This is a genomic window from Micromonospora palythoicola, assembly GCF_036689795.1.
Lineage (GTDB): Bacteria > Actinomycetota > Actinomycetes > Mycobacteriales > Micromonosporaceae > Micromonospora > Micromonospora palythoicola.
Genome location: NZ_JBAGKI010000006.1, coordinates 103777 through 127016, shown reverse-complemented (window position 1 = coordinate 127016; position 23240 = coordinate 103777). Strand labels below are relative to the sequence as shown.

Sequence of the window (23240 nt, the reverse complement as noted above, 5' to 3'; positions counted from 1 at the left end):
CGCGGCGATGTCAGCGGTCACAGTGGCGCCGCGGGTGTCTTCCGGTGCGCCGGGCCGGCCGCGTCGCGGGCCTGTTCCAGACCGTCGAAGAGCAGGTCGAGGGTGAACTCGAACTCGGTCTGGCTGTCACACCAGCCGAGCGTGGGGTCGGTGGCGTCGTGCAGCTCGGCGGCGACCATCGCCGCCAGGTGGGGAAGCCGCGCGGACAACTCGGCCAGTTCCGCCTCCGCCGCTTCGGCGTCGACCTCCTCGCCCGCGCCGGGCTGGAAGACCTCCTGGGCGAAGCCGAGGGCCAGGCTGCCGAACGCGTGCAACGCCCGGTGGGCGATCCGGTACGAGAAGCCGCCGTCGATCAGGGTGGCGAGGATGCCCTCGTAGTAGCCGTACACCCCGGCGGGAATCGTCGAACGGGCAGTGAGCAGGGCCGGCGCCCACGGGTGCCGCAGCATGACCGTGCGGGCGGCGAGGAAACGCAGTCGTAGCCGGGTACGCCAGTCTCCGCCGGCCGCCGCCGTCTCGGCCTGCGTGGCGGCCGTGGTGATCTCGGCGACGACGGCGTCGACGAGGCCGTCGAGCAGCCCTTCCTTGCCGGGCAGGTGGTGGTAGAGCGACATCGCCTCGACGCCGAGGGCGGCGGCGAGCCGGCGCATCGTCAGGGCCGCCATCCCTTCCGCGTCCACCAAGGCGATGGCGGCGGCAAGCGCCCGGTCACGGCTCAGCGGCTCGCGGCGTTTCCTCGCTCCCATGCGGCTCCCATCTTCCCTTGACCTTACAACGTATGGTTGCCTTACGACGTAAGGCTGGTCTCGCCACCACCGCCGCGACCGAAGGAGCGACAATGCATCCACTCATCCGCACCGCCCGGGCGACCGGGCTTTTCTACCTCGGGCTCGGCATCGCGGGCGCGCTGGGCTTCCTCACCATCCGACCCATGATCTTCGAGGTCGGCGACCCCGACGCGACCCTTGCCAACCTGGTCGCCAACGAGTCGTTGGCGCGCCTCGGAGTGACGTTCGAGCTGCTCGTCGTGCTCACCCAGACGCTCGCCGCCGTCTGGTTCTACCGGCTGTTCCGTGCCGTCGACAGCACCGCCGCCGGCAGCATCGCCGCCTTCGGCATCGTCAACGCCGTCGCCATCCTCGGCAGCGCCGCGATGCTCGGAACCGCGCTCGGGGTGGCCACCGGCGAGGCCGGCGGAGCCGCCGACACCGTCCAGTTGCTGTACCTCATCAGCGAGAACCTGTGGGCCGTGGGCGGGCTCTTCTTCGGCCTCTGGCTGATGCCGATGGGCTGGTGCGTGCTGCGTTCGGGTTGGCTGCCCCGGGCGCTCGGTTGGATCCTCGTGGTCGGTGGTGTGGGGTACGTGCTGATGACGTTCGTCGGGTACCTGGCCCCCGGCGCCGGGGTCGCCCGTGACCTGCTGGTGGTCCCCGCCACCGTGGGCGAGCTGTGGACTCTCGGCTACCTGGTCATCTTCGGCGTCCGGAAGCGGGCGCTCACCGAGGCACCGCGAACGACGCCGACCGCGCCGCTCACCGCCGCGTCGACCGCCTGATTGTCCCGGTCGGCCCGGGTTCGGGTCGTGCCCGCATCCGGGTACGCCCGAACCGGGGCCGGTCGTCGCGCCGTGTCGTTGATCCGGTTGTGCCTGCCACCCGCCGGTGACCACCGTGGGGGCGCCGAGAAGTCCGGGAGGGACGCCGATGACCAGCGAACGCGAGACCGTCGAGGTCGACCCCGCCCTGTTCCAAGCCGTCTACGACTCGCCCGCCGCACTGCCCGGCCGGCACCGCTGGACCACCCCGGAGTCCGACGTACGGCGGATCGAGAAGCTGCTCAACATGCCGCCCCGGACCATCGGCGCGCCGCTGTGGGTGAGCGGTGACCACCCGGACTGCCCGAAGTGCGGTCGCCGGATCACCTGGTACGACATCGTCGCCTCGGCGCTGAAGGGCGTGCACGACCCGATGATGATCGCCACGGTGATCCTCGGCGACCGCCGTTACGTGAACACCGGTCTGCCCGCCGCCATCCCCGGCGTACGCTGTGCCGACTGCCGGTCACCCATCGAGGGGCTGCGCAGCTTCAAGTGCCACAACTGGGCGTACGCCTTCGAGGACCTGGCGGCCGTGCGACAGCGGATGTCCGGCGGCCCGGTCCACGGTGCGCAGGGTGAGCCGGTCCACTGACACCACCTGATCAGCGGCGGGCGGGGCGGCGGCCGGGTGGCGAGGCCGGCTCGGGGCCGGAGTCGGGTAGCGGGGGCATCGGGCGGATGGTCGCCTCGCCGGCGGTCACCCGCAGGCGTTCACCGTGGTGCCACAGCTCGATCGCGACGTCGGCGTCGGCGTCCGGCAGTTCGTACCGGGCGTCGTCGGCGGTCAGCGTCACGTGTAGCCGGTGACCGCGCCAGAGCAGGCTGAACGCGAGGCGGTCGATCCGGTCGGGCAGCCGTGGGTCGAACGACAACAGCTCCCGGTCGTCGCGCAGGCCGCCGAAGCCCTGCACCAGTGCCAGCCAGGCCCCGCCCAGCGAGGCCAGGTGCAGCCCGTCGCCCGTCTTGTCGCCGAGGTCCTCCAGGTCCTGGAGCACCGACTCGGCGAACAGGTCGTACGCCAGGTCGAGGTGGCCCAGCTCGGCGGCGAGCACGCCCTGCGGTGCGGCGGACAGCGACGAGTCCCGGACCGTGCGCGCCTCGTAGTAGGCGAAGTTGGCGGCCTTCTCCTCGGCGGTGAACTCGCCCGGGCAGCGCAGCATCGCCAACACCAGGTCGGCCTGCTTGACCACCTGGTGCCGGTACAGCTCCAGGTAGGGAAAGTGCAGCAGCAGCGGATAGTCGTCGTCGCCGGTGTCGGCGAAGTTCCACTCCGGCCGGTCGGTGAACCCGCCGGACTGCTGGTGCACCCCCCGCTTCGGGTCGTACGGCATGGTCATCGCCTCGGCGGCGGCCCGCCAGCCGGCCACCTCGGCCGGGTCCACGCCCAGCCGGCCGGCCGCCTCCGGGTGCCGTTCGACGGCGTCGGCCGCACCGCGCAGGTTCCGCCGCGCCATCAGGTTGGTGAACAGGTTGTCGTCGACGAGCGCGGCGTACTCGTCCGGTCCGGTGACACCGGCGATGTGGAAGCTGCCGTCGTCGGTGAAGTGCCCGAAGCCGTGCCACAGCCGGGCGGTGGCCACCAGCAGGTCCAGCCCGGGGCCGGTGCGGAAGTCCTCGTCGTCGGTGGCACCGACGTAACGCAGGACCGCGTCGGCGATGTCGGCGTTGACGTGCAGCGCGGCGGTACCGGCCGGCCAGTAGCCGGAGCACTCCTGGCCGCTGATGGTCCGCCAGGGGAAGGTGGCGCCGGTGAGCCGCAACTCCGCCGCGCGGTCGTACGCCTGGGGCAGGTGGGCGTGCCGCCAGCGCAGTGCCGACCGGGCCACGTCGGGCGCGATGTAGGTCAGCACCGGCAGCACGTAGCCCTCGGTGTCCCAGAGCACGTGACCGTCGTAGCCGTTGCCGGTCAGCCCCTTGGCGGGAATGGTCCGGTCGCCGTCCGAGCGCCCGGCCTGGATCAGGTGGAACATGGCGAACCGGATCGCCAGTTGCAGTTCCTCGTCGCCGTCGAGCAGCACGTCCGCGGTGCGCCAGGCGCGGTCGAGGGCGGCCCGCTGCTCGGTACGCAGCTCGCCGATGCCGTCCGCACGCGCGACGTCCGCCTCGGCCGTGACCTGGGCGGCCAGCTCCTCGACGGTGGAGTCGTCCACCGGTGCCCACTCGAAGGCCGCGAACTTGGTCAGCCGCACCCGCTCCCCGGGACGCAGCGGACCGGTGAGGGTCAGCCGGATCCGGTCCGGGGTGGCGTCGGCGTCGGTGGTGAGCTGTTCCGGCGCCGCCGCCCGGTGGGCGACCGCGACGGCGACCCGCTGCCCGCTGCGCTCGGTCCGGTGCACCAGCAGCGCGTCGGCACCGTCGACCCGGTGCAGCTCGGCGGTCAGCGGATCCTGGATCAGCGAGGCGGCCCGGGGGTCGTCGGCCCGCTCGGGGACATGCTCGTTGGCCAGCAGGTCCGCGCAGATCCGCACGTCGACCGGCCCGTCCAGGGGTTCCACCGTCCAGTCGACGGCGGCGACCCGGCGGCGGGCCAGCGACACCAGCCGGGTGCTGCGTACCCGCACCCCGTCGCCGGCCGGCGAGACCCACTCGGTGAACCGTTCGATCACCCCGGCCCGCAGGTCCAGCACCTGCTCGTGGGCGAGCACCGTGCCGGTGCGCAGGTCCAACGGCTCGTCACCGACCCAGAGGCGTACCAGGGTGGCGTTCGGTGGGCTGATCACGGTGTCACTGAGCTGCGGGAAGGCGTAGCCGCCCTCGGGGTAGGTCAGTTCCCGGCGTTCGTGCAACCCGTTGAGGTAGCTGCCCGGCATGTCGACCGGTGCGCCCTCGTCGAGGGTGCCGCGCCAGCCCAGCCACCCGTTGCCCAACGCGAAGACCGACTCGGTCTCGCCGAGCCGGTCCAGGTCGTCCCGGGTCCGTCGGATCCGCCACCGCTCCTCGGGCTGCGGCTCGTCCGGCTGCTGGTCAGGGGTGGGATGCACGGTGCCTCCAGGACTCTCCGACGGTCCCTGCGGGCTGACAGTTCCCCGCCGGCCGGTTCACCACACCAGCAGCAGGGCGCCGACCGTGCCGATCACCAGGTACGGCCCGAACGGCAGGTGACTCGACAGGCGGGCCCGACGACTGACCAGCAGGCCCAGGGCGACCAGCCCGGACAGGGTCAGCGCGAGCAGCAGGCCGAGCACCGGCACACTCCAGCCGTACCAGCCCAGCAGGGCGCCCGCGCTCAGCGCGAGCTTGGCGTCGCCGATGCCGAAGCCCCGCGTACCGAGCAACAGGGTGGTGGTGGCGAAGAAGAGCGCAAGCCCGAGCCCGGCGGCGACGGCGCGCAGCCACGGCGTCGCACCGGCCCCGGTCAGCGCGGCCAGCCCGAGCCACAGCCAGGTGCCGGCGGCGGCCGGCCAGGTCAGCCGGTCCGGCAGCCGGTGCACCGCGACGTCGATGAAGAGCAACGGCACCGCGCAGGCCAGCCACCACCCGGCGGCGACCATCTCGGCGGCGGGTGGGCGGGTCAGCAGCAGCGCCGCCACGGCTGCCAGGGCGGCCAGTTCGACGGTGGCCGTCGGGGCACCGACCCGGGCGCCGCAGCCGCCGCAGCGGGCGGAAGGACCGAGCGCCGGCCAGGGACGGTGCGGGCTGATCGGCGCGCCGCAGGCGTCGCAGCCGGTCCGGCGGCCGGTGCCCGAGGGTACGGCGTGCCGGGCGACGGCGTATCGAAGCAGTGGGGTGATCGCCAGGACCGCTGCGGCGGACCGCCATGACCGGGCGGTGTGCCCGGACGGCGGGTCGGTCGGCGTGGCCGCCCGATGCGCGGCCGCCGGTGGAGCGGGTGGCCGGGTCACCCCAACCACCCCCTCACGGAGGGTAGTGTGTCCGGTCGGTTCCGGTGGCGGCCCGATCGTCGGGCAGCGCCTGCCGTGGCGTCGTCCGTTCGTCGGACCGAATGCCCGGAACGGACAGATGCAAATCCCGCCGGTGACAATTCACCGCCCATTGGCACCATTTTTGCCCGGGACGGATCGGACCGATTGCCATTTCCCACCGCATTGTGCCCAGCCGGCTGGGCACCCGCCGATGGGTGGGATCGCCCGCTCCACGGCCCGCAGCCGCCCGCCTGGAATACCGGGCCGATCAACATCGGCAACCTGTCGGTAACCATGCGCCGCCACCACCCGCCCTCACTCAGCGTGTTCGAATGAATTGCCTCTGTTGCATCGGCCAGCGTCAGCCTATGCTCGCCCCTTGGATGTGACGCAACCCACGTCCATCACCGACGAGCAGCCTGGCGAGTGCATTTCTCACGAGATCCAAAACAGTAAATGTGGCTGCGCGCGGAACCGGACGGAGAGATTCGTCCGGTCGCGCCGCCGCCCGCCCGGAGACGCTGGTGACGGCGTACGCCGGTCGGCACCGAGGAGGGCACGAGGTGCGAGCACGGCAGCTGAGCCGCTGGACGGCCGGCCTGGTCGCGGTGGCCACGGTCGGCACGAGCACCGCCTGCGGCAGCACCCAGGAGGCGTCCACCACGACGACGCCCGAACGGAACAGAACGGCCGCAGCCGAGCGCGCCGCCGAGGAGGCGGCTGCGGAGAAGGCGGCGTTGGCGGCCTACTCCGGCTACCTCGCGGCCTCCCGCACCGCGAGCCGGCGCAGCGACCCACAGGATCCGGCGCTGAGCCGGTTCCTCGCCGATCCGCTGCTGACCAAGGTCCGGTTCAGCCTGCGTCAGGCCCGACAGAACGGTGCGGTCAGCGCCGGCACGTTGCGCTCCGAAGGCCCCACCGTCATCTCGATGGACCTGGACTCGACACCGCCCACGGTGGAGATTCAGGACTGCGTCGACGCCAGCGGCTACCGGCTGATCTACCTCGCCGACGACAAGGTCGTGCCGGGCACCCGTGGCTCCCGCCACCTCGTCACCGCCACAGCGATGCGCTATCCGGACGGTCGATGGCGGATCAGCACGGGCGCGGCACACCAGGACCAGCCGTGCTGACCGGGCAGGCCGGCCACCGTCGACCGGCCGCCGCCGGTAGGGCCGCCTTCCGGCGGGCACTGCTCGGCGGCGCGCTGGCGGTGCTGCTGGCGAGCGTCGGTGCGGTTCCGGCGACCGCCGCCGACCCCGGCGCCGAGTGCCCGCCCGCCCAACCGAACTGCAACGTCTGGGACGACGACCCGGGTACCCCCGGCGGCGGCGGTAACGGCGGGGACAACGGCAGCGGCGGCGACAACGGCGGCGGGGGCGGCGGCGTCTGCCAGTGGCAGGGCCGCACCGTTGCCTGCTACGACGACCTGCTCGGCTGGTTCAACAGCGGCGACGGCTGCTACTACAAGCTCGCCGAGTCGCCGCCCACCGAACCGCCCGCCGGCCAGCAGTACTACCTGCAGAGCTGCAACGCCGGTGCCTTCGGCCAGGGAGTACTCGTGCTGCTGGACGCGCCACCGCCGGGCTTCGGCGCTCCGCCGGACCCGGAGGAGCTGGCCCGTCGGGCGTTCGCCTCGATCACCCTGCTCGCACCCCGCGCGTCGGTCGCGCCGCGCAAGGACGTCGGCCCCGGGCTGGTCGGTCTGCCGGTCTGGATGTGGGCCGAGCGGGGCGCCAACCAGTTCGGCCCGCTGAGCGCCGAAGCCACGGACCGCGGGCTGACCGTGACGATCCAGGCCGAGGTCGACCGGGTGGTCTGGAACATGGGCAACGGCGACGAGGTCACCTGTCTCGGCCCCGGCACCGCGTACCGCCCCCGGGGTCCGCACGGCGGGCAGCGCTCTCCCGACTGTGGTTACCACGACGGCTACCCCGCGGCCGGCACGTACACGATCCGGGCCACCACGCACTGGTCGGTGACCTGGACGACCAGCACCGGCGACGACAGCGGGAGCATCGACGGTGTCACCCGCACCACCGGCCCGGTCGTCATCCAGATCAACGAGCTTCAGGTGGTGACCCGGTGAGCGCGAGGAGTGAGCCGGTCCTGCGAGCCCCGCAGTCGCGAACGAAAGGTGTGGTCCGATGAGCGTGGCGACCCGGAACGGAACCTCTCCGGTGGATGCGCCGGTCGCTCCGCCGCGGGTGGTCCGCCAACGCCGAGTCCGACCCGGCCTGCTGGGTCTCGCCGTCCTGCTGATCGCTCTCGGCGGGCTCGGTTCGGCGTTCGCGGTGACGTCGGTCCGGGCGACCGGCAGCTACCTGGCGGTCGCCCGGCCGGTCGAGGTGGGCGGCGTGGTGCGCGCGGACGACCTGATCTCGGTGCAGGTCGCCGGTGGCCAGGGACTCGAACCGGTGCCCGCCTCCCGGATCGCCGACGTGATCGGGATGCGCGCCGCCGTCTCGCTGGCCCCGGGATCCCTGCTGACGATGGCCCAGCTCACCGACGATCCGCTGCTCGGTCCCGGGCAGCAGCAACTCGCCCTCGGGTTGCGCGCGGCCCAGGTGCCGGCGCCGAAGCTCCGCCCCGGTGACCAGGTGCTGCTGGTCAGCACGCCGAGCAGCGACAGCGGCGGCGGTTCGCCGTCCGGTGGCACCCGGTTCACCGCGACCGTCACCGACGCCGTCTCCACCGACGGACGGGACGAGGTCGTCGTCTACCTGGCGCTCGCGGTCCGGGACGTACCGGCCGTGGTGGCGCTGGCCGCCCAGGATCGGATCGCGGTTGTCCTGACCAAGGCGGCCTGAGCATGGCGATCATCGCGCTGGTCTCGGCCAAGGGTTCGCCGGGGGTGACCACCACCGCACTGGCGTGCGCGCTGAGCTGGCATCGGCGGCTGGTTCTCGCCGAGTGTGACCCGGCCGGCGGCTCGGTCCTCGCCGGCTATCTCGGTGGTGCGCTCGACGGCCCGCGCGGCATCGGCGAGCTGGCCGTCGGCGAGTTGCGCGACGGCAGCCTGGAGGCAGCGTTCTGGTCGCAGTTGGTCGACCTCGACGCACCGCGCCGGGAACGGCTCCTGCTGCCGGGAGTGGTCGACCCCGCCCAGGCCGGCAGCGTCACCCCGCTCTGGCAGCGGTTCGCCGACTTCTTCACCGGGCTGGAGCGCGGCGACCCACCGTACGACGTGATCGTCGACTGTGGACGGCTGCACGTGCTCGGCCCGCCCTGGCCGCTGCTGCGCGCCGCCTCGGTGGTGCTCGTGGTGTCCCGGGCGCAGCTGCCCGACCTGTCCGGTACCCGGGCCATGCTCCAGGCCATCGAGCGGGACTTCACCGAGCACCGGGTGCCGTCGGGCACCCTGCGCCTGCTGCTGGTCGGCGGCGGCCACGGTCGGAGCGAGGTGAGCAAGGCCCTTCAGCTGCCGGTGATCGCCCGGCTGCCACACGACCCGCGTACCGCCGAGGTGTTGAGCCTCGGCGGGACCGTGCGGGCCAACCGGCCGCTGCTGCGGGCGGCCCGCGAGCTGGAGGTGCCGATCGGCGCGCTGCTGGAGCGGCGGCGGGCCCGGCTGGCGTGGCCCGTGTCCCAGGGGGTGCCGGATGCGATTTGAGCCGGTCTCGTCCGACCCGCGCCGCCAACCACCGGGCGCCACCTCCACCGCACCGCCGCTGGCCCCGGTCAACGGTTGGCACCAACCACCGAACGGTTCGGTGCCCGTCACGGCACCGCCAGCGGCACCACCACCCCGGCCACGGATTGATTTCCAGGTGGTGCGTGAGCTGCGCCGGCAGCTCAGTGAGCGGCTCACCCAGTGGCAGCGTGGCCGGGAGTTCAGCGTCGCCGAGGAGGACACCGAACGCGCCCGGCTCGCCGTCGAGCTGGTCGCCGAGTACGCAGACGCGGTGCGCCGCGCCGGCACACCGATGGCCGCCGGCGAGGAACGGCTGCTGCTCGACCAGGTGACCGCCGAACTGGCCGGCCTCGGTCGACTCCAGACCCTGCTGGTCGACGACACGATCGAGGAGGTGCACATCCTCGGCTGCGACCAGGTGCGCATCACCCGGCACGGCGGTGGGGTCGACTGGGCCGACCCGATCGCCGACAGCGACGACGAGCTGGTGGAGATCCTCCAGGCGGCGGCCCGCCGGGCCGGCGCGACGGAGCGGTCCCTGTCCACCTCGAAACCCACCCTGGACCTGCAACTGCCCGACGGCAGCCGACTGGCCGCGGTGTTCCTGGTCAGCCACCGCCCGTACGCGGTGATCCGCAAGCACAACACCCTCGACGTGACCCTGGACGACCTGGCCGGTGGCCGGGGCGACCTGGACGAGATGATCGATCCGCTGCTGCGCGACTTCCTCCGCGCGTCGATGCGGGCCGGGCTGAACATCATGGTCGCCGGCCTGGCGGGTGCCGGTAAGACCACGGTGATCCGGGCGATGATGAGCGAGATCCCACCCGACGAGCCGTACGTGCTGCTGGAGGAGAGCCGGGAACTGCTCCCGGCCCGCCGCGGCGATCGACACCGGGCGGTGATGAGCTTCGAGGCCCGGGAGGGACACGGCGAACGCGGGCCGGACGGTCGACCGGCGGGCGAGGTGAGCATCGCCGACCTGATCCCGGTCTCGCTGCGGATGGGCGTACTGCGGATCATCGTCGGTGAGGTGCGGTCCCGGGAGATCGTGCCGATGCTCCAGGCGATGACCACCAGCCGGGGATCGATGTGCACGATCCATGCGCGTACCCCGGCCGGTGTCAGCGAACGGATCATCGAGTTGGCGCTGGCCCACGGCCGCGAGATGACCGTCGACCAGGCCCGTCGGATGGCCGGCAACGCCCTCGACCTGATCGTCTACGTCACCGTCGACGACGAGACCGGCATCGGTGGGCGCAAGCACCGCTTCGTCTCGCACGTCGAGGAGGTGCTCGGCGTCGGCGAGAGCGGCCGGATCACCACCACGCAGGTCTTCGGGCCCGGCCCGGACGGCCGGGCGGTTCCCCGGCACCTGCCGGAGCGGGTCCGCGACCAGCTGCTACGGGTGGGTTACGACGCCCGGTTGCTGAGCCGCTGGATCGAGGCCGGTCAGGGTGCCTGGCGCCGGCCCCGGCAGACCCGACTCGGGCGGCGGTGACCGGTGGGTACCAACATCGAGCTGATCGCTCTGGTCTCCGGCGCGGCCTGCGTGGCCGGCCTGGTGCTGGCGGTCGTCGCGCTCGTCGGCACCCGCCGGCCGCCGGGCCGGGCACCCGGAGCGGGCCCGGGGCCCGGCCGGCTCTGGCGCGGCTCCGGCACCACGGCCCGCGAACAGCGGGCGCACCAGGCGCTGCTGGTGGGCGCGGTGGTCGCCGGTGCGCTGGCCTTCCTGGTGACCGGTCTGCCCGTGGTGGGCCTGCTGGTCGCGGTGGCGGTGCCGGGCGCCCCGTGGCTGTTCTCGGTCGGCCGGGCCGAGCAGCGGGCCATTGCCCGGATCGAGGCGGTCGGCGAGTGGACCCGCCGACTCAAGGACGTCTCCGCCACCGGGCAGGGGCTCCAGCAGGCGATCATCGGCACGGTCGGCACCGCGCCGGAGGAGATCCAGGAGGAGGTACGCCTGCTCGCCGCCCGGCTCCAGGCCGGTTGGCTGGCCCGCTCCGCCCTGCTGGCCTTCGCCGACGAGATCGGCGACCCGGTCTGCGACCAGGTGGTCGCCGCGCTGATCCTGCACCTCACCGACCGGGGTGAGCGCCTCGGCGACGTGCTCGGCTCGATCGCCTCGGCCGCCGCCGCCGAGGTGGCGACCCGCCGGGAGATCGAGGCCAAGCGGACCCAGCCCCGGTTCGCGGTCCGGTTCCTCACCGGCATGACCCTGGCCACCATCGCGTACGGGCTGCTCAACCGCGAGTACGTCCAGCCGTACGACACCCCGTTCGGGCAGGTGGTGATGGCGGTGCTCGGTGCCGCCTTCGTGGCGCTGCTGGCCTGGGTGCGCTCGATGAGCCAACCACCCCGACCGGCCCGTTTCCTGCCGGCTCCCGACCCGGGCGAGGTGGTGGCGTGAACCTGCATCTCACCCTCGCGGTGGTGGCCGGTGCCACGATCGGGTTGGGCGTGTTCCTGGTGGTCCGCGAGCTGGTGCCGGCGACCCCCGCGCTCGGCCCGGCGCTGCGTCGGCTGCATCAGCCGCCGGGAAGCGCCCGCACCGGCCCCGTCAACCGGCGGCTGGACTGGCTCACCGGGTTGGCCCGCTGGCTGCGCCCCCCGCACCGGCAACTGGCCCTGCTCGACCGCACTCCCGAGCAGTACGCCCTCTCCCTGCTGTTGTCCGCCCTGATCGGACTCTCCGCTCCGGCGCTGCTCAGCGTCACCCTCTTCGCCGTCGGCGTGTCGCTACCGCTGACCGTACCGGTCCTGGGCAGCCTCGGCCTGGCACTGCTCTGCGCACTGGTGGCGCACCGGGCGGTGCTGACCAAGGCGGACGCGGCGCGGGACGAGTTCCGCCAGGCGGTCTGCACCTACCTGGACCTGGTCGCACTGCAGTTGTCCGCGGCGCATGGTCCGGTGCAGTCGTTGGAGCGGGCCGCCGCGATCTGCGAGGGCTGGGTCTTCGACCGGATCTCCGAGGCGCTGCGGATGGCCCAGATGCAGATGCACTCGCCCTGGGACGAGCTACGCGATCTCGCCGACCGGATCGGCATCCCGGAGTTGGGCGACGTCGGCGCCATCATGCGGTCCTCCGGCAGTGAGGGCGCGCAGGTGCACGAGACGCTGCGCAGCCGGGCCGACTCGCTGCGCGACCAGATCCGTACCGACAACCTGGCCCGGGCCGAGGGCGTGACCAGCCGGCTCGACATTCCCGGCGCGCTGCTGGTCTTCGTCCTGCTCGGCTTCGCCATCTACCCGTTCCTGGCCCGTCTCTAGGTCCGACCCCCAGTAGAAGGAGCCCCGATGTCCGTAATCACCTACCTGCACGTCGCGCTACGGGCGCGGCTGGCCGAACTGCGCGGCGACCGTGGCGACAGCCCGGTGCCGACCGCCGTCATCATCTTCGGCCTGGTGGCCGTGGCGATGGCGGTGACCGCCGCCGCTCTCGGCGCGGCAAACGACTGGATGGACAACATCCCGACCCACCAGGCCCCGTCGGACACCTGATCGATGGTCCGTCGCCTCACCGCCGGCTGGTGCCGGGTGGTCGCCGCCACCCGGCACCGACTGCTGCCCGGCGGGGGTGAGCGGGGCGGCAATCCGGTCGAGCTGGCGGTGGCCTTGCCGGCGATCCTGGTGATGCTGTTCGCCTCGATCCAGGTCGCCGTCGTGTTCGTCGCCCGGTCGACCGCGCTCAACGCCGCACAGAGCGCAGTCAACGCCCAACGGCTCTACGACGCCCCAGCGGGGACCGGCGAGGACCGCGCGGTCGAGTTTCTCGAGGCGGCCGGGGACTGGCTGGTCGACTGGGACGAGCCGGGGCCGAACTGCACCGCCACCGACACGGACGTGACCTGCACGGTGAGCGGCAGGGCCCTGTCGGTGGTGCCGGGTGTCAGCTTCGCCGTCGAGCAGACGGCGCACGGGACGGTGGAACGATGGACCGAGCCGTGAGCCGGGGTTCCGTCTCGATCGAGGTGGCGGTGCTGGCGCCGGCGTTCGTGGCGATGATGGTGCTCGGTGGGGTCGCCGGGCGTACCGCGGTGGCCAGCGCGGCGCTGGAGGCCGCCGCACACGACGCGGCCCGGGCGGCATCGATCTCCCGGGACGCCCCCACCGCCCGGCGGGAGGCCCGGGAGGCTGCCCGGCGCCAACTCGACTGGCGGGGGGTGTCCTGCTCGGGAGCCCCACAGGTGACCTTCCGCGGCTCGGTCGACGGACGTTCGACCTCCTTCAACCGCGCCTTCACCAGCAGCGTCGGGCAGAACGCCGCGGTCACCGTCGAGATCGCCTGCACCGTCTCCTACGCCGACATCAAGCTGCCGGAGCTGACGATGCCGGACGGCCAACGGATCACCGTCTCGTTCACCTCACCGTTGGACCGCTACCGGAGCCGAGGATGACGGCCGGGCGGGGCGACGCCGGTCGGGTGAGCATCTTCCTCGCCGTGGCCCTGATCGGGGTGCTCGCCATCATCGGGATGGCGTTCGACGGTGCGGGGCAGCTCCGGACGCTGCAACGTGCCGAGAACCTGGCCGCCGAGGCGGCCCGCACGGGCGGCCAGGCCATCGACCGGGCCACCGCCATCCAGGGCGGGCCAAAGCGGATCAACCGACGCGACGCCCGCCGCGCCGTCCGGGACTACCTCACCACCGCCGGGGCCACCGATCACACGGTGACCTTCCCGGTGGTCGACGGCGAAACCCAGATCCGGGTACGCGTCGAGGTCACCTACGACCGGGCGGCGCTCGGCCTGTTCGGCTTCTCCAACACCGTCACCGTTTCCGGTGAGGCGACCGCACGGGCGCTGACCGGAGCCTCCTAGGGAAGGAAGGTAGCCATGGCCGCATCAGGTGGCACCGCCGTACGGCGGGCCGGTCGGGTGCTCACCGGCTTCGGTGCGCTTGTCGTGCTGATCGGTCTGCTGGTCGGCGGGCCGATCGCGCTGCTGGCCTTCGCCGGCAACCCGCTCCCCGACCACGTACCCACGCTCGCGGAGATCGGCACCACGCTGACCAGCCGCGACGACGGCCAGCTCTTCCTGCGGGCGCTGGCCATCGCCGGCTGGTTCGGCTGGGCCACCTTCGCCCTGTCGGTGCTCGTGGAGTTGGGCGCGCAGGCGCTGGACCGGCCCGCGCCCCGGCTGCCCGGCATGGGCCGGCAGCAGCGGGCGGCCGCCGCGCTCGTCGGATCGGTCGCGCTGATCCTCGCCGCCAGTCCCGCCGCCACGGCCGCCACCACGGTCTACGGCACGACGGCGTACGGCGGTGCAACGAGCGCCGTCGCGCTCACGCCGGCTCCCGCGCTGGCGGCGACCGGACCGGCGACGGCCACGACCTCGGCAACTGGCACCTCGGCCCCGGCCTCCGTGTACCGGGTCGCCAAGGGTGACTACCTGGGTGGAGTCGCCGAGCGGTACCTCGACGACTTCGACGACTACCACCGGCTGGCCGCGCTCAACGAGCTGCGTGACCCGGACCGCATCCGACCTGGTCAGCTCATTAAGCTGCCCGAGGAGGCACACGACCAGGGTTCCCGGCAACATGCCACCGGCCGCCTCGTCGCTCCGAAACCCCGGCCCGGTCCCGGGCCGGAACGGACCGAGCAGACCCGCCCGACGCCGGGCGACGCGGTGGAGCGGCCCGGCGAGGCGGTGGAGTCGCCCGGCGACCCGACCGAGCGACCCGGGTCGGCCACGACCGCACCGGCCAGTCCGGAGGAACGGCAGCCGGAGCCGCCGCGGAGCGAGACGCCGGAGGGTCACTCGCCGGTGGTGACGGTGGGCGCGTCCCGGGCCGGTGAGCCCGACCGGGTGAACCGTCCACTCGCCGTGTCCGCCGTGCTGGCCGTGGCCAGCATCGTCGGCGCGCAGATCGGTGCGGTGCTCGGCCTGCGCCGCCGACCGGCCGTCTCCCGTGCCGGCACCCGCCACCAGCCGCCGGTCAGTCCTCCTCGCGAGTTGCCCGTCGGCCGACACCGCAAGGACTGAGCGAAGCTGTCACCGCCGCCCGCCACGACACCCGGCCGGGGACCGCGAACTCGCCGGACAGCCCGGCTCCGGCCGTTGCCCTGGACGGGCAGCGGCGTTCGCCCGGCAACCGACGTTGCTGGCGCTGTCGAGCTGACAGCACGAACGGATCATGCCGGGTGAGAGCACAAACGACTCAGCTCGACAGGCGACGCGAACCCATCATGCCCAGGCCACCGTCGACCCGGACGAGCGCGTCACCGCCCCCTACGGACCTGCCGGAACCTGCACGGCGCGCGCAGCCAGGACACGGTGTCCGGAAGGTTCAGCCGGATGTCGGGTCAGGGCAGCCGGGCCTCCAGGCGGCCGTCGACGATCCGGGTCGGCAGCACCTGCTGGTCGTTCGCGGAGGGGCCGTGCACCACCTCGCCGCCGTTGAGTCGGAAGGTGCTGCCGTGCCAGGGGCACACCACGCAGGCGTGCCCGTCGACCTCGCGTACCTCGCCCTCGCCGAGCGGCCCGCTCTGGTGGGGGCAACGCTCCAGCATGACGGTCACGTCGTCGCCGTGGCGGTACAGAATCACCGACACGTCGTCGACCTTGCGGGTGACGAGTTCCCGCTGCGGCAGGCTGGTCATCTCCGCCACCGGGTGCCAGCCCTCGCTGATCAGGTGCAGGTCGGAGACGCTCACGTTCACCTGGGCACCCTGCTTGTACGCCAGATGCCCGCCGAGGTACGCCCCGGCACCGGCGGCGCTGAGCCCGAGCCAGCCGAGAGTGCGCCCAAGGCCGTGCCGACCGGACATGCGCGCGGCCAGCGAGGCACCGTACAGCGCCAGCCCGACGGAGTTCGACGCGGCGTGCACCAGGCCGACCCGACGCTGGTCACGGGAGAGCCCCGCCCAGTCGTTGAGCCCGGCCACCGCCGCCGGCAGGGCGCCGATCGTGCCGACCGCGGTCATGGTGGTCGCCGCCCTGCGCTGGCCGGGCATCAGGTCCAGCACCGCCGCGCTGATCCACGCGCCAACCGGCAGCTGCACCAGCGCCGGGTGCAGCGGGTGCCCCAGCCAGACGCCGTGCAACAGGTCACGGACCCGCTGTGGGCGCAGCACACCCTGCACCGTCTGCTGCAACCGATCACCGAACCGGTCCAGGCCGGAAGCTTGCTCGATTTTCGTCAACAACGCTCGCACGGGTAACGACTTCCCGCCGGACGCCGCCGCAAACCGGTCGTCGGGGACGAATAGCCAGCCGGGCGACGTCGGGGCATGCTGACGGGATGACGGTACGGGTGGAACGGGACGGGCCGGTGACCACGGTGATCCTGGACCGGCCGGCGGCCCGCAACGCGGTGGACGGGCCGACCGCCCGGGCGCTCGCCGACGCGTTCCGGGCCTTCGACGCGGATCCGACGGCGGCGGTGGCGGTGCTCTGGGGAGCCGGGGGCACGTTCTGTGCGGGCGCCGACCTGAAGGCGATCGGTACGCCGAGCGGCAACCGGGTCGAGCCGGACGGCGACGGCCCGATGGGTCCGACCCGGATGGTCCTCGGCAAGCCGGTGATCGCCGCGATCTCGGGGTACGCGGTGGCCGGTGGCCTGGAACTGGCGCTCTGGTGCGATCTGCGGATCGCCGAGTCGGACGCCGTGCTCGGGGTCTTCTGTCGCCGGTGGGGAGTGCCGCTGATCGACGGCGGAACGGTCCGGCTGCCCCGGCTGATCGGCGAGAGCCGAGCGATGGATTTGATCCTCACCGGGCGTGCGGTGCCGGCCGCGGAGGCGTACGCCATGGGGTTGGTCAACCGCCTGGTCGACCCGGGCGAGTCCCGGGCGGCGGCCGAACAACTGGCCGCCGAGATCGCCCGCCATCCACAGACCTGCCTGCGCAACGACCGCGCCTCGGTGCTGGCCACCGCCGCCCAGCCGGAGCCGGACGCCCTGGCCACCGAGCTGGCCTACGGCCTGCACTCCCTGGCCACCGACGCGGCGGCCGGCGCCGCCCGCTTCACCGCCGGCGCCGGCCGCCACGGATCGAGTTAGTTGCGGGTGATGGTGAAGGTGGAGGTGGTGTTGCGGATGTCCTGATGGTTGTTGTTCAGGCGGAGGTTGGTGAAGGTGACGGAGCCGACGGCGGGGCCTTGGCCCGGCTCGGGCATCTCGTTGGCCCAGATGGCGAAGCCGGACTTGGCGTCGAAGGCGTCACCGCTGCGTTGTGCGCCGCTGATCGACACGTTGCTGAAGACCGTGTCGGTGATCGGATTCTCCGGCTGGCCGCCGGTGTACTTGGTCTGGAACATGATGCCCGAGTAGGTGGGATCCACGATGTCCACGTCACTGACGCGGATGCCGCGGAACTCCTTCGACGCGGAGAACACCCAGATGGCCGGGAAGGTCTGCGCGCCCCAGAAGTGGCCACCCGACCGGATCAACGAGATGTTCTCGAAGCGGGTGGGTGGGCTGGCCCCGAACCCGATGAACGGGTAGCCGAAGTCCAGCGAGCTGATCGTGATGCCCGAGTACGTCAGTTGATCGGCGATGTAGAGGTTGCGGAAGACGTTGTCGTAACCGCCGTACACCGCGATCCCGGCAGCCCGCCAGGTCAGTGTCGCGGTCAGGTTCTCGAACACATTGCCGTGGTTGCCGGTGGAGGCACCCTGGTCGGTGGCGGAGAAGAGCGCGAAGGCGTCGTCGCCGTTGGACCGGCCCTCCGAGTTGCTGACCAGGTTATTGGTGCTGCCGTTGGTCAGGTTCACCGCGTCGGCGAAGGTGTTGCGGAACCGGCTGTTGGTGATCTTCAACCCGCTGACGCTCACCCCCCAGTACGCGCAGACGGTGTGCTCGACCCAGACGTTGTCCAGGGTGAGGTTGTCGACATCCTTCAGCTCACCCCAGACCTTGCCCGGCCCGTCCTGTCGCACCGTGTAGTTGCCGAAGAAGGCGAGGTGTTCGAAGGACGACCCGCTGGCGCTGGGCTCCACCCGGAACCCCGCGTCGGTGTTCTGCTGCGACGGGGGCGTCTGGAACCGGGTGAACCACATGCCCGCGCCGACCACCTTCACCGCTTTGCCGTACACCTGGAACTTCTGGGCCGTCTCGTAGCTACCGGCGGGCAGGTAGACGCCGATCAGGTTGCCGGTGGTGTCCATCCGGACCGCGTCGAGCGCACTCTGCACGTCGGCGTGACTGAACCCGTTCGGCACCCGGTATCGCGCCGGGTCCGGGTTCGCCCGGGGCGTCACCTGCTCCAGGTTGATGAAGTCGATGGCGTACGTGGTGGAGTTCGCCGGATCCTTCTGCAAGCGGATCCGGCTGCCCGCCGGGATTGTCGAGTTCAGCAGCACGTTCGCCTCGTCGTAGATGTGCCGGGGCGGACCGGCGCTCGGCGAGTCGCTCGGGCTGGCCTCCGCGCCGTACAGCCAGATGTGCTTCGAGGTGAGGCTGATCGGCTTGTGCAGTACGCCGTTGACGTAGATGTTCAATGTCGAGTTGATCCCGCCGCCGTTCGGCGCGTCGGGCATGGAGAAGCGGGTGACCAGGGCGTTGGCCGACGCCTTGGTGGTCCACTCGACGTACGCGCCGGTGGTGTTCAGGGTGACCGCCCGGCGTCCGGACGCCTCGCCGGCCAGGTCGCCGATGGTCCGGTTCGGCCCGACGATCTGCGCCCCGCCGCCGACCGAGCCCTCCTCGGCCTCGTACATGTCGTACGGCAGGTTGGCGCCGCGACCCACGAACAGCGGTCGCTCGCTTGTGTTGTTGGCCCGCTTCACCGGCAACTCGTTGGCGTCGGCGGCGATCACCACCCGGACGGTGTGCCGCCCGTTGGCGGCCGTCCAGTTGCCCAGGTTCACCGGACCGGCCGTGGCGCCGGCCCCGATGGTGCCGGTGTACGAGCCGGTGAGGGTACGCACAACCGTGCCGGCGTCGTTGAGCACGGTGAGCGTGAGGCCGTGCGCACCGCCCGCCGACGCGATGGTGCCCTGGTTGCGCAGGGTAACCGCGAAGCTGACGTTGGCACCCGCGCTCGGTGTGCCAGGTGACCAGGTGACCGCCGAGGCGACCAGGTCGGCGCTGGCCACCGGGCTGACCACCAGCGGACCCGCCGCGGTCCGGACGTTGTTCGACTCGTCCTGCTCGATCACGCTGTTCGCCGGGTCGACAGTGGCACTGAGCTGGTAGCTGCCAGCGGTGCGGGCCGCCACGGTGGTGGACACGCTGGTCGCGGCACCCGCCGCCAGGGCGCCGACGTTCGCCTGGCCCACCTTCGTACCGTCCAACGCGAAGTCGACGGTGCTCGCGCCGGAACCCGCCGTGCCAACGTTGCGGACGGCGGCGGTGAGGGTCAGCTGGTCCGTCTCCACGGGTGCGGCCGGGACGAAGGTCAGACTGGTGACGGTGAGGTCCGGGTTCGGGGCCGGCGTGCCGATCACCTGCAATTCGGCGACCTGTCCGTTGGGCGCGCCGGAGTTGGCGGTGAACTGGAGCCGGACGTCGGCGGCGGTCGCCGAGACCGGGATGGTCACCGTGTTGCTGCTCGACGGGCTGAACGAGTGGCTCGCCGAGCCGGCCAGCGTGCTGAACCCGGAGGCGGACTGCGCCCGCCCCAGGATCGAGAAGGTCTGGGCGCGGGGGCCCCAGGCCGGGTCGGGGTTGAGCTTCACCACCACCGCGCTGATGCTCGCGTTGGCGCCGAGCGCCACGGTCAGGGTGCTCGGGTACGCCCCTGGCGCACCCTCCTAGTAGGTGGTGACGTCGTCGTCGACCGCGTTGGCGGCGGCGAAGACGTGCACCATCGAGGAGGCCGTGACCGGCTTGCCGACGGCGAGGTTGGTGCCGCCGGGAGTGCTGCCGGTACGGGTGACCGTGTTGCTGCTGGCCGAGACGTTGTCGGCGGCGTCACGGGCCCGTACGAGGTACGACACCGTCGCGCTCGCCGGCTGCGTGTCCGTGTACGTCAGGGTCGTACCCGACACGCTGGCCCGCAGCGACCCGTTGGCGTACACGTCGTACCGGGTCACGCCGACGTTGTCGGTCGACGCCGACCAGGTCAACCGGATCTGTCCGTTGCCCGGCTCGGTGAACGCCAGGTTCGTCGGCGCGGTCGGTGCCTGGGTGTCGCCGGTGGCCGGACCGTACACCTCCAACTCGGCAAGCTGTCCGGCGGGCCAGCCGGTGTTCGCGGTGATCAGCAGCCGGACGTGGCGGGTGGCGGCCGGGGCGACGGTTACGGTCACCGTGTTGTTGCCCGCCGGGCTGAAGGTGTACCCGGCGGAGCCGACCAGGGTGTTGAACGTCGATCCGTTGGTGCTGCCCTGCACGGTCAGCGTCTGGGTGCGCGTACCCCAACCGGCGGGCAGCTTGAGCACCAGCCGGTCGACGGTGATCGTGGCGCCGAGGTCGACCTGGATCCACTGTGGGAAGGCGTTGTTCGGGCTCTCCCAGTAGCTGCTCTGGTTACCGTCATTGGCGTTGGTGACCACGTAGACGTCGTTGTGACCGCTGGCGGACATGCTCCGGCCGGCGGCCAGGTTGGGGCCGCTGGCTGCGGCGGCGGGCGGTGCGGGGGCGGCGGTGAGGGCGAGGCCGACCGCAACGAGCACGGCGGTCAACCGGGTGCGGAATCTGGACATGGGGAATCGACACCTTCTTCCGGGACGTGGAGAGGCGTTGCGGGGTGGTGCTTCTGGTGCGGCGTCGCCGGGCCCCGCCGACGCGGAGCCCGGCCACGGGTCAGGTGGAGTGGACCTCGAACTCGGCGACCTGGGCCGCCGGCCAGCCGGTGTTGGCGGTGACGTGCAGTCGAAGGAACCGACGTTCCCCGACGGGCAGGTTGATCGACACGGTGTTGCCGGTGGTCGGGTCGAAGGTGCGGCCCGCCGTGCCGGCGAGGGTGGTCCAGGAGTTGCCGTCGGTGGAGCCGAGCACCGACAGCGTCTGGGTACGGGTCTGCCAGGCCGGCGCTGGCGGTAGCTTCAGCACCACCCGACCCACCTGCCGGACGCTACCCAGGTCCACGGTGAGGGTCTGCGGGAACGCGTGGTTGGCGCTTTCCCAGTAGCTGCCGGACTCACCGTCCACCGCGTTGCCGGCCAGGTAGTTCTGCGTGTGGCTGGAGGCGACGACCGGCCGGCCCCGGGCCAGGTTCCCGTCGGCCGGTGGGGGCGTGGTCGGTGGCGGGGTGCTGGGCGGCGGCGAGGTGGGCGGTGGGCTGGTCGGGCCGCTGCCCCACTGCGGCTCCGGCCACGGACCGCAGTACGGCGTCGAGGTGTACCAGCCGGAGTTGCCGGCGCCCTGGGTGATCTGGAAGCCGCTGCCCACGCAGTTGTGCACCGGATTGGCCTGTGCGATGCCGGTGGCCCGGACATCGGTGAAGGAAACCTGACTCGGCGCCTGCACCTGGAGGGCGTAGGTGCCGGCGCCGTCGATGCGTACGTTGGTGAAGCTGATCCCGCTGGTCGCGCCCTCGATCCAGTGCAGGGCCGCGTAGGAGCTGTCCAGGATGTCGGTGTCGCTGATCACGATCGACGCGTCGCGGATCGGTTCGTTCAACGCGGAGAACCAGATCGCGCCGACACCGAAGCGCCAGTTGTAGTCGGAGTTGCCGTTACGGATCAGCGTGTTGCGGGCGACGGTGATGGTGCCGGCGACCGCGGTCGGGCCGTGCACGCCGGTGTAGCGGTTGGCCACGTGGATGCCACCGCCGTTGGTGACCGAGTCGGCGGTCACGTTGTCGGTGATCCGGATGTCCCGCCCGCCGTAGGTGACCAGGTGATTGGCGAGGATGGTCACGCCGATGGTGTTCCGGGTGAACGAGTTGCCGACGTTGGGCACGGTGTCCGCCCACATGGCGAGGGCGTCGTCGCCGGTGTTGCGGACGAAGGTGTTCGTCACCGTGGAGCTGGTGACTCCCCAGTGGAGGTTCACCCCGTCGGCGGTCTGGTCGAGGATCCGGCTGTTGCGGATGGTGAAGTTGTCCATCGGGCCGTCCATCCAGGCACCGACCTTGGTGTGCTGCATCCAGACGTTGTCCACCACGGAGTCGGACATCGCTCCGCCGATGGCGTTGACCTGGTCGGAGTCGACCCGTTCCCGGATGTCGCCGATGATCGCGAAATCCCGCAGCAGCACGTTGCGGCTGGGGCCGCCGGCCTCGTGCGGGCGGATTTCGCCCCGGTAGCCGCCACCGGTGACGTACCTGCCGTAGATGCCGGCGGCCCGCTTGCGGTCGGTGGGGTGCCGGCCGCCGAGCACCGAGTACCAGGGGCCGGCCCCGCGCAGGGTCACCCCGTCGACCACCACGTGGTCCCAGAGGGTGAAGCTGCCCGGCGGGATCCACACCGTACGGCCTTGCGCCCGGCCGGCGTCCACGGCGGCCTGGAAGCGGGCGGTGGAGTCGGTGGCACCGGTCGGGTCGGCACCGAAGTCGGTGACCACGTCGAGGACGTTGCCTGGCTTGGTGATCGGTGCGGCGACCAGCTCGAAGTCGGCCAGGTCGATGGTGAAGGTCGGCGACTGGGCGGTCGACGCCACCTGGAGCCGGATCTTCGTGCCCGTCGGGTAGGTGCTGCCGAACAGGGCCCGGGCTTCGTCGTAGAAGTGGTGCGGGTTGATGTCGCCCGGGTTGTTGTTGAACGGATAGCCGCCGTAGTACCAGCCGTACTTCGAGGTGACCGGTACCGCTTTGACCAACGTGCCGTTCGCCCGCAGGTCGATGGTGGCGTCGCGGCCGGTGCCGGCGGCGTTGTCCGGGATGCTGTAGCGGAACGTGACCGCGTTCGCCGGGGCGGTGAGGGTGAATTCGACGTACTCCCCGACCGCGTCGAGGGTGACCGCCTCACGGCCGCTCGCCTCTGATGGCAGCGTGCCGTAGCGCCGGTCCGGACCGATTCTGGTGCCGCTGTGCGCCGCGTTCTCCGCCTCGTGCTCGATGAACGGTACCGTCGCACCCCGGCCGGCGATGTCGAACGGGGAGAGCCCGGCGGCGCGGGCCGGGGTCGCGGTGGTGGTGAGTGTGATCACCGAGATCGAGGCGGCGGCCAGTGTGGTGCCGGTGAGCAGGGCAAGCGTCGCACTGATCCGGTTTCTGGGCTGGTGCGGGACGGTGTGGTCGGCCATGAGCAGCGCTCCCTTTCTCAGGTGGCCAGGTCCCCCGTGGTGGTGGCGGAACGGCGGTGCGGGTACCTCCTCGTCGG

General features: G+C 72.1%; 22 protein-coding genes. 15 read left to right on the top strand and 7 right to left on the bottom strand.

Features of this window, described 5'->3' with window-relative positions; genetic code table 11:
- Nucleotides 1-17: 17 nt before the first annotated feature.
- Nucleotides 18-746, bottom strand: coding sequence for a TetR/AcrR family transcriptional regulator (locus tag V5O40_RS04705; protein WP_332904304.1), 729 nt, complete (start codon nucleotides 744-746; stop codon nucleotides 18-20).
- A gap of 92 nt (nucleotides 747-838) precedes the next feature.
- Between V5O40_RS04705 and V5O40_RS04700 the strand changes: the two genes are divergently transcribed.
- Nucleotides 839-1555 carry a DUF4386 domain-containing protein gene (locus tag V5O40_RS04700; RefSeq protein ID WP_332904303.1) on the top strand — a complete coding sequence of 239 codons (717 nt, stop codon included), beginning with the start codon at nucleotides 839-841 and terminating at the stop codon, nucleotides 1553-1555.
- Nucleotides 1556-1703: 148 nt separating this feature from the next.
- The gene (locus V5O40_RS04695; protein ID WP_332904302.1) at nucleotides 1704-2189 is read left to right on the top strand and encodes a hypothetical protein; all 486 of its coding nucleotides are present in this window, start codon (nucleotides 1704-1706) and stop codon (nucleotides 2187-2189) included.
- Nucleotides 2190-2199: 10 nt separating this feature from the next.
- Here V5O40_RS04695 and V5O40_RS04690 read toward each other — a convergent pair whose 3' ends face one another.
- Both V5O40_RS04690 and V5O40_RS04685 read right to left on the bottom strand, forming a co-directional pair.
- Nucleotides 2200-4578: a glycoside hydrolase family 65 protein gene (locus V5O40_RS04690; RefSeq protein ID WP_332904301.1), complete on the bottom strand. Its 2379-nt coding sequence runs from the start codon at nucleotides 4576-4578 to the stop codon at nucleotides 2200-2202.
- Nucleotides 4579-4635: 57 nt separating this feature from the next.
- On the bottom strand, nucleotides 4636-5334 hold the full coding sequence (locus tag V5O40_RS04685) for a prepilin peptidase (protein WP_332904333.1): 699 nt from the start codon (nucleotides 5332-5334) through the stop codon (nucleotides 4636-4638).
- A 689-nt stretch (nucleotides 5335-6023) separates the two neighbouring features.
- On the opposite strand from V5O40_RS04685, the gene V5O40_RS04680 reads away from it, so the two are divergent.
- From V5O40_RS04680 to V5O40_RS04625, 12 genes are read left to right on the top strand one after another with little or no spacing between them, the layout of a single operon-like run.
- On the top strand, nucleotides 6024-6593 hold the full coding sequence (locus tag V5O40_RS04680) for a hypothetical protein (protein ID WP_332904300.1): 570 nt from the start codon (nucleotides 6024-6026) through the stop codon (nucleotides 6591-6593).
- On the top strand, nucleotides 6548-7549 hold the full coding sequence (locus tag V5O40_RS04675; RefSeq protein ID WP_408631828.1) for a hypothetical protein: 1002 nt from the start codon (nucleotides 6548-6550) through the stop codon (nucleotides 7547-7549). The genes V5O40_RS04680 and V5O40_RS04675 overlap by 46 nt, the downstream gene beginning before the upstream one ends.
- A 58-nt stretch (nucleotides 7550-7607) precedes the next feature.
- Entirely contained in the window at nucleotides 7608-8270 is a 663-nt protein-coding gene (locus tag V5O40_RS04670) for an SAF domain-containing protein (RefSeq protein ID WP_332904298.1), read from the top strand.
- Between the two features lie 2 nt (nucleotides 8271-8272).
- On the top strand, nucleotides 8273-9073 hold the full coding sequence (locus tag V5O40_RS04665) for a ParA family protein (protein WP_332904297.1): 801 nt from the start codon (nucleotides 8273-8275) through the stop codon (nucleotides 9071-9073).
- Nucleotides 9063-10595, top strand: coding sequence for a CpaF family protein (locus tag V5O40_RS04660; protein WP_332904296.1), 1533 nt, complete (start codon nucleotides 9063-9065; stop codon nucleotides 10593-10595). The genes V5O40_RS04665 and V5O40_RS04660 overlap by 11 nt, the downstream gene beginning before the upstream one ends.
- A gap of 3 nt (nucleotides 10596-10598) precedes the next feature.
- Nucleotides 10599-11501, top strand: a complete 903-nt coding sequence (locus V5O40_RS04655) for a type II secretion system F family protein (RefSeq protein WP_332904295.1) — start codon at nucleotides 10599-10601, stop codon at nucleotides 11499-11501.
- Entirely contained in the window at nucleotides 11498-12361 is an 864-nt protein-coding gene (locus V5O40_RS04650; protein ID WP_332904294.1) for a type II secretion system F family protein, read from the top strand. The genes V5O40_RS04655 and V5O40_RS04650 overlap by 4 nt, the downstream gene beginning before the upstream one ends.
- Nucleotides 12362-12388: 27 nt before the next feature.
- Entirely contained in the window at nucleotides 12389-12592 is a 204-nt protein-coding gene (locus V5O40_RS04645) for a hypothetical protein (RefSeq protein WP_164446611.1), read from the top strand.
- Nucleotides 12593-12595: 3 nt separating this feature from the next.
- Entirely contained in the window at nucleotides 12596-13039 is a 444-nt protein-coding gene (locus V5O40_RS04640) for a TadE/TadG family type IV pilus assembly protein (protein ID WP_332904293.1), read from the top strand.
- Complete coding sequence (locus tag V5O40_RS04635; RefSeq protein ID WP_332904292.1) at nucleotides 13024-13488, top strand: TadE/TadG family type IV pilus assembly protein; 465 nt, start codon at nucleotides 13024-13026, stop codon at nucleotides 13486-13488. The genes V5O40_RS04640 and V5O40_RS04635 overlap by 16 nt, the downstream gene beginning before the upstream one ends.
- Nucleotides 13485-13910, top strand: a complete 426-nt coding sequence (locus V5O40_RS04630) for a pilus assembly protein TadG-related protein (protein ID WP_332904291.1) — start codon at nucleotides 13485-13487, stop codon at nucleotides 13908-13910. Before V5O40_RS04635 ends, V5O40_RS04630 begins: the two co-directional genes overlap by 4 nt.
- Before the next feature lie 15 nt (nucleotides 13911-13925).
- Nucleotides 13926-15074 (top strand): LysM peptidoglycan-binding domain-containing protein, encoded by a 1149-nt coding sequence (locus tag V5O40_RS04625; RefSeq protein ID WP_332904290.1) that lies wholly within the window; start codon nucleotides 13926-13928, stop codon nucleotides 15072-15074.
- Nucleotides 15075-15394: 320 nt separating this feature from the next.
- Here V5O40_RS04625 and V5O40_RS04620 read toward each other — a convergent pair whose 3' ends face one another.
- Nucleotides 15395-16246 carry a Rieske (2Fe-2S) protein gene (locus tag V5O40_RS04620; RefSeq protein WP_332904289.1) on the bottom strand — a complete coding sequence of 284 codons (852 nt, stop codon included), beginning with the start codon at nucleotides 16244-16246 and terminating at the stop codon, nucleotides 15395-15397.
- 86 nt (nucleotides 16247-16332) lie between these two features.
- On the opposite strand from V5O40_RS04620, the gene V5O40_RS04615 reads away from it, so the two are divergent.
- Complete coding sequence (locus tag V5O40_RS04615) at nucleotides 16333-17091, top strand: crotonase/enoyl-CoA hydratase family protein (protein ID WP_332904288.1); 759 nt, start codon at nucleotides 16333-16335, stop codon at nucleotides 17089-17091.
- Here the strand turns inward: V5O40_RS04615 and V5O40_RS27900 are convergent.
- The 3 genes from V5O40_RS27900 to V5O40_RS27895 all read right to left on the bottom strand — a co-directional run bounded on the left by V5O40_RS27900 (nucleotide 17088) and on the right by V5O40_RS27895 (nucleotide 23163).
- Entirely contained in the window at nucleotides 17088-19748 is a 2661-nt protein-coding gene (locus V5O40_RS27900; protein WP_456299387.1) for a CARDB domain-containing protein, read from the bottom strand. The genes V5O40_RS04615 and V5O40_RS27900 overlap by 4 nt on opposite strands.
- A 36-nt stretch (nucleotides 19749-19784) precedes the next feature.
- A complete protein-coding gene (locus V5O40_RS28010) occupies nucleotides 19785-20678 on the bottom strand; it encodes a discoidin domain-containing protein (RefSeq protein ID WP_456299386.1) in 894 nt (297 codons plus the stop codon).
- 100 nt (nucleotides 20679-20778) lie between these two features.
- Nucleotides 20779-23163 (bottom strand): discoidin domain-containing protein, encoded by a 2385-nt coding sequence (locus V5O40_RS27895; RefSeq protein WP_408631827.1) that lies wholly within the window; start codon nucleotides 23161-23163, stop codon nucleotides 20779-20781.
- Nucleotides 23164-23240: the final 77 nt, after the last annotated feature.

Bases quoted from the DNA above. Each gene is read 5' to 3' on its own strand.
- V5O40_RS04705 (WP_332904304.1), bottom strand. From the start codon at position 746: ATGGGAGCGAGGAAACGCCGCGAGCCGCTGAGCCGTGACCGGGCGCTT.
- V5O40_RS04700 (WP_332904303.1), top strand. From the start codon at position 839: ATGCATCCACTCATCCGCACCGCCCGGGCGACCGGGCTTTTCTACCTC.
- V5O40_RS04695 (WP_332904302.1), top strand. From the start codon at position 1,704: ATGACCAGCGAACGCGAGACCGTCGAGGTCGACCCCGCCCTGTTCCAA.
- V5O40_RS04675 (WP_408631828.1), top strand. From the start codon at position 6,548: ATGGCGGATCAGCACGGGCGCGGCACACCAGGACCAGCCGTGCTGACC.
- V5O40_RS04670 (WP_332904298.1), top strand. From the start codon at position 7,608: ATGAGCGTGGCGACCCGGAACGGAACCTCTCCGGTGGATGCGCCGGTC.
- V5O40_RS04665 (WP_332904297.1), top strand. From the start codon at position 8,273: ATGGCGATCATCGCGCTGGTCTCGGCCAAGGGTTCGCCGGGGGTGACC.
- V5O40_RS04660 (WP_332904296.1), top strand. From the start codon at position 9,063: ATGCGATTTGAGCCGGTCTCGTCCGACCCGCGCCGCCAACCACCGGGC.
- V5O40_RS04645 (WP_164446611.1), top strand. From the start codon at position 12,389: ATGTCCGTAATCACCTACCTGCACGTCGCGCTACGGGCGCGGCTGGCC.
- V5O40_RS04640 (WP_332904293.1), top strand. From the start codon at position 12,596: ATGGTCCGTCGCCTCACCGCCGGCTGGTGCCGGGTGGTCGCCGCCACC.
- V5O40_RS04635 (WP_332904292.1), top strand. From the start codon at position 13,024: ATGGACCGAGCCGTGAGCCGGGGTTCCGTCTCGATCGAGGTGGCGGTG.
- V5O40_RS04630 (WP_332904291.1), top strand. From the start codon at position 13,485: ATGACGGCCGGGCGGGGCGACGCCGGTCGGGTGAGCATCTTCCTCGCC.
- V5O40_RS04625 (WP_332904290.1), top strand. From the start codon at position 13,926: ATGGCCGCATCAGGTGGCACCGCCGTACGGCGGGCCGGTCGGGTGCTC.
- V5O40_RS04615 (WP_332904288.1), top strand. From the start codon at position 16,333: ATGACGGTACGGGTGGAACGGGACGGGCCGGTGACCACGGTGATCCTG.
- V5O40_RS28010 (WP_456299386.1), bottom strand. From the start codon at position 20,678: ATGTCCAGATTCCGCACCCGGTTGACCGCCGTGCTCGTTGCGGTCGGC.
- V5O40_RS27895 (WP_408631827.1), bottom strand. From the start codon at position 23,163: ATGGCCGACCACACCGTCCCGCACCAGCCCAGAAACCGGATCAGTGCG.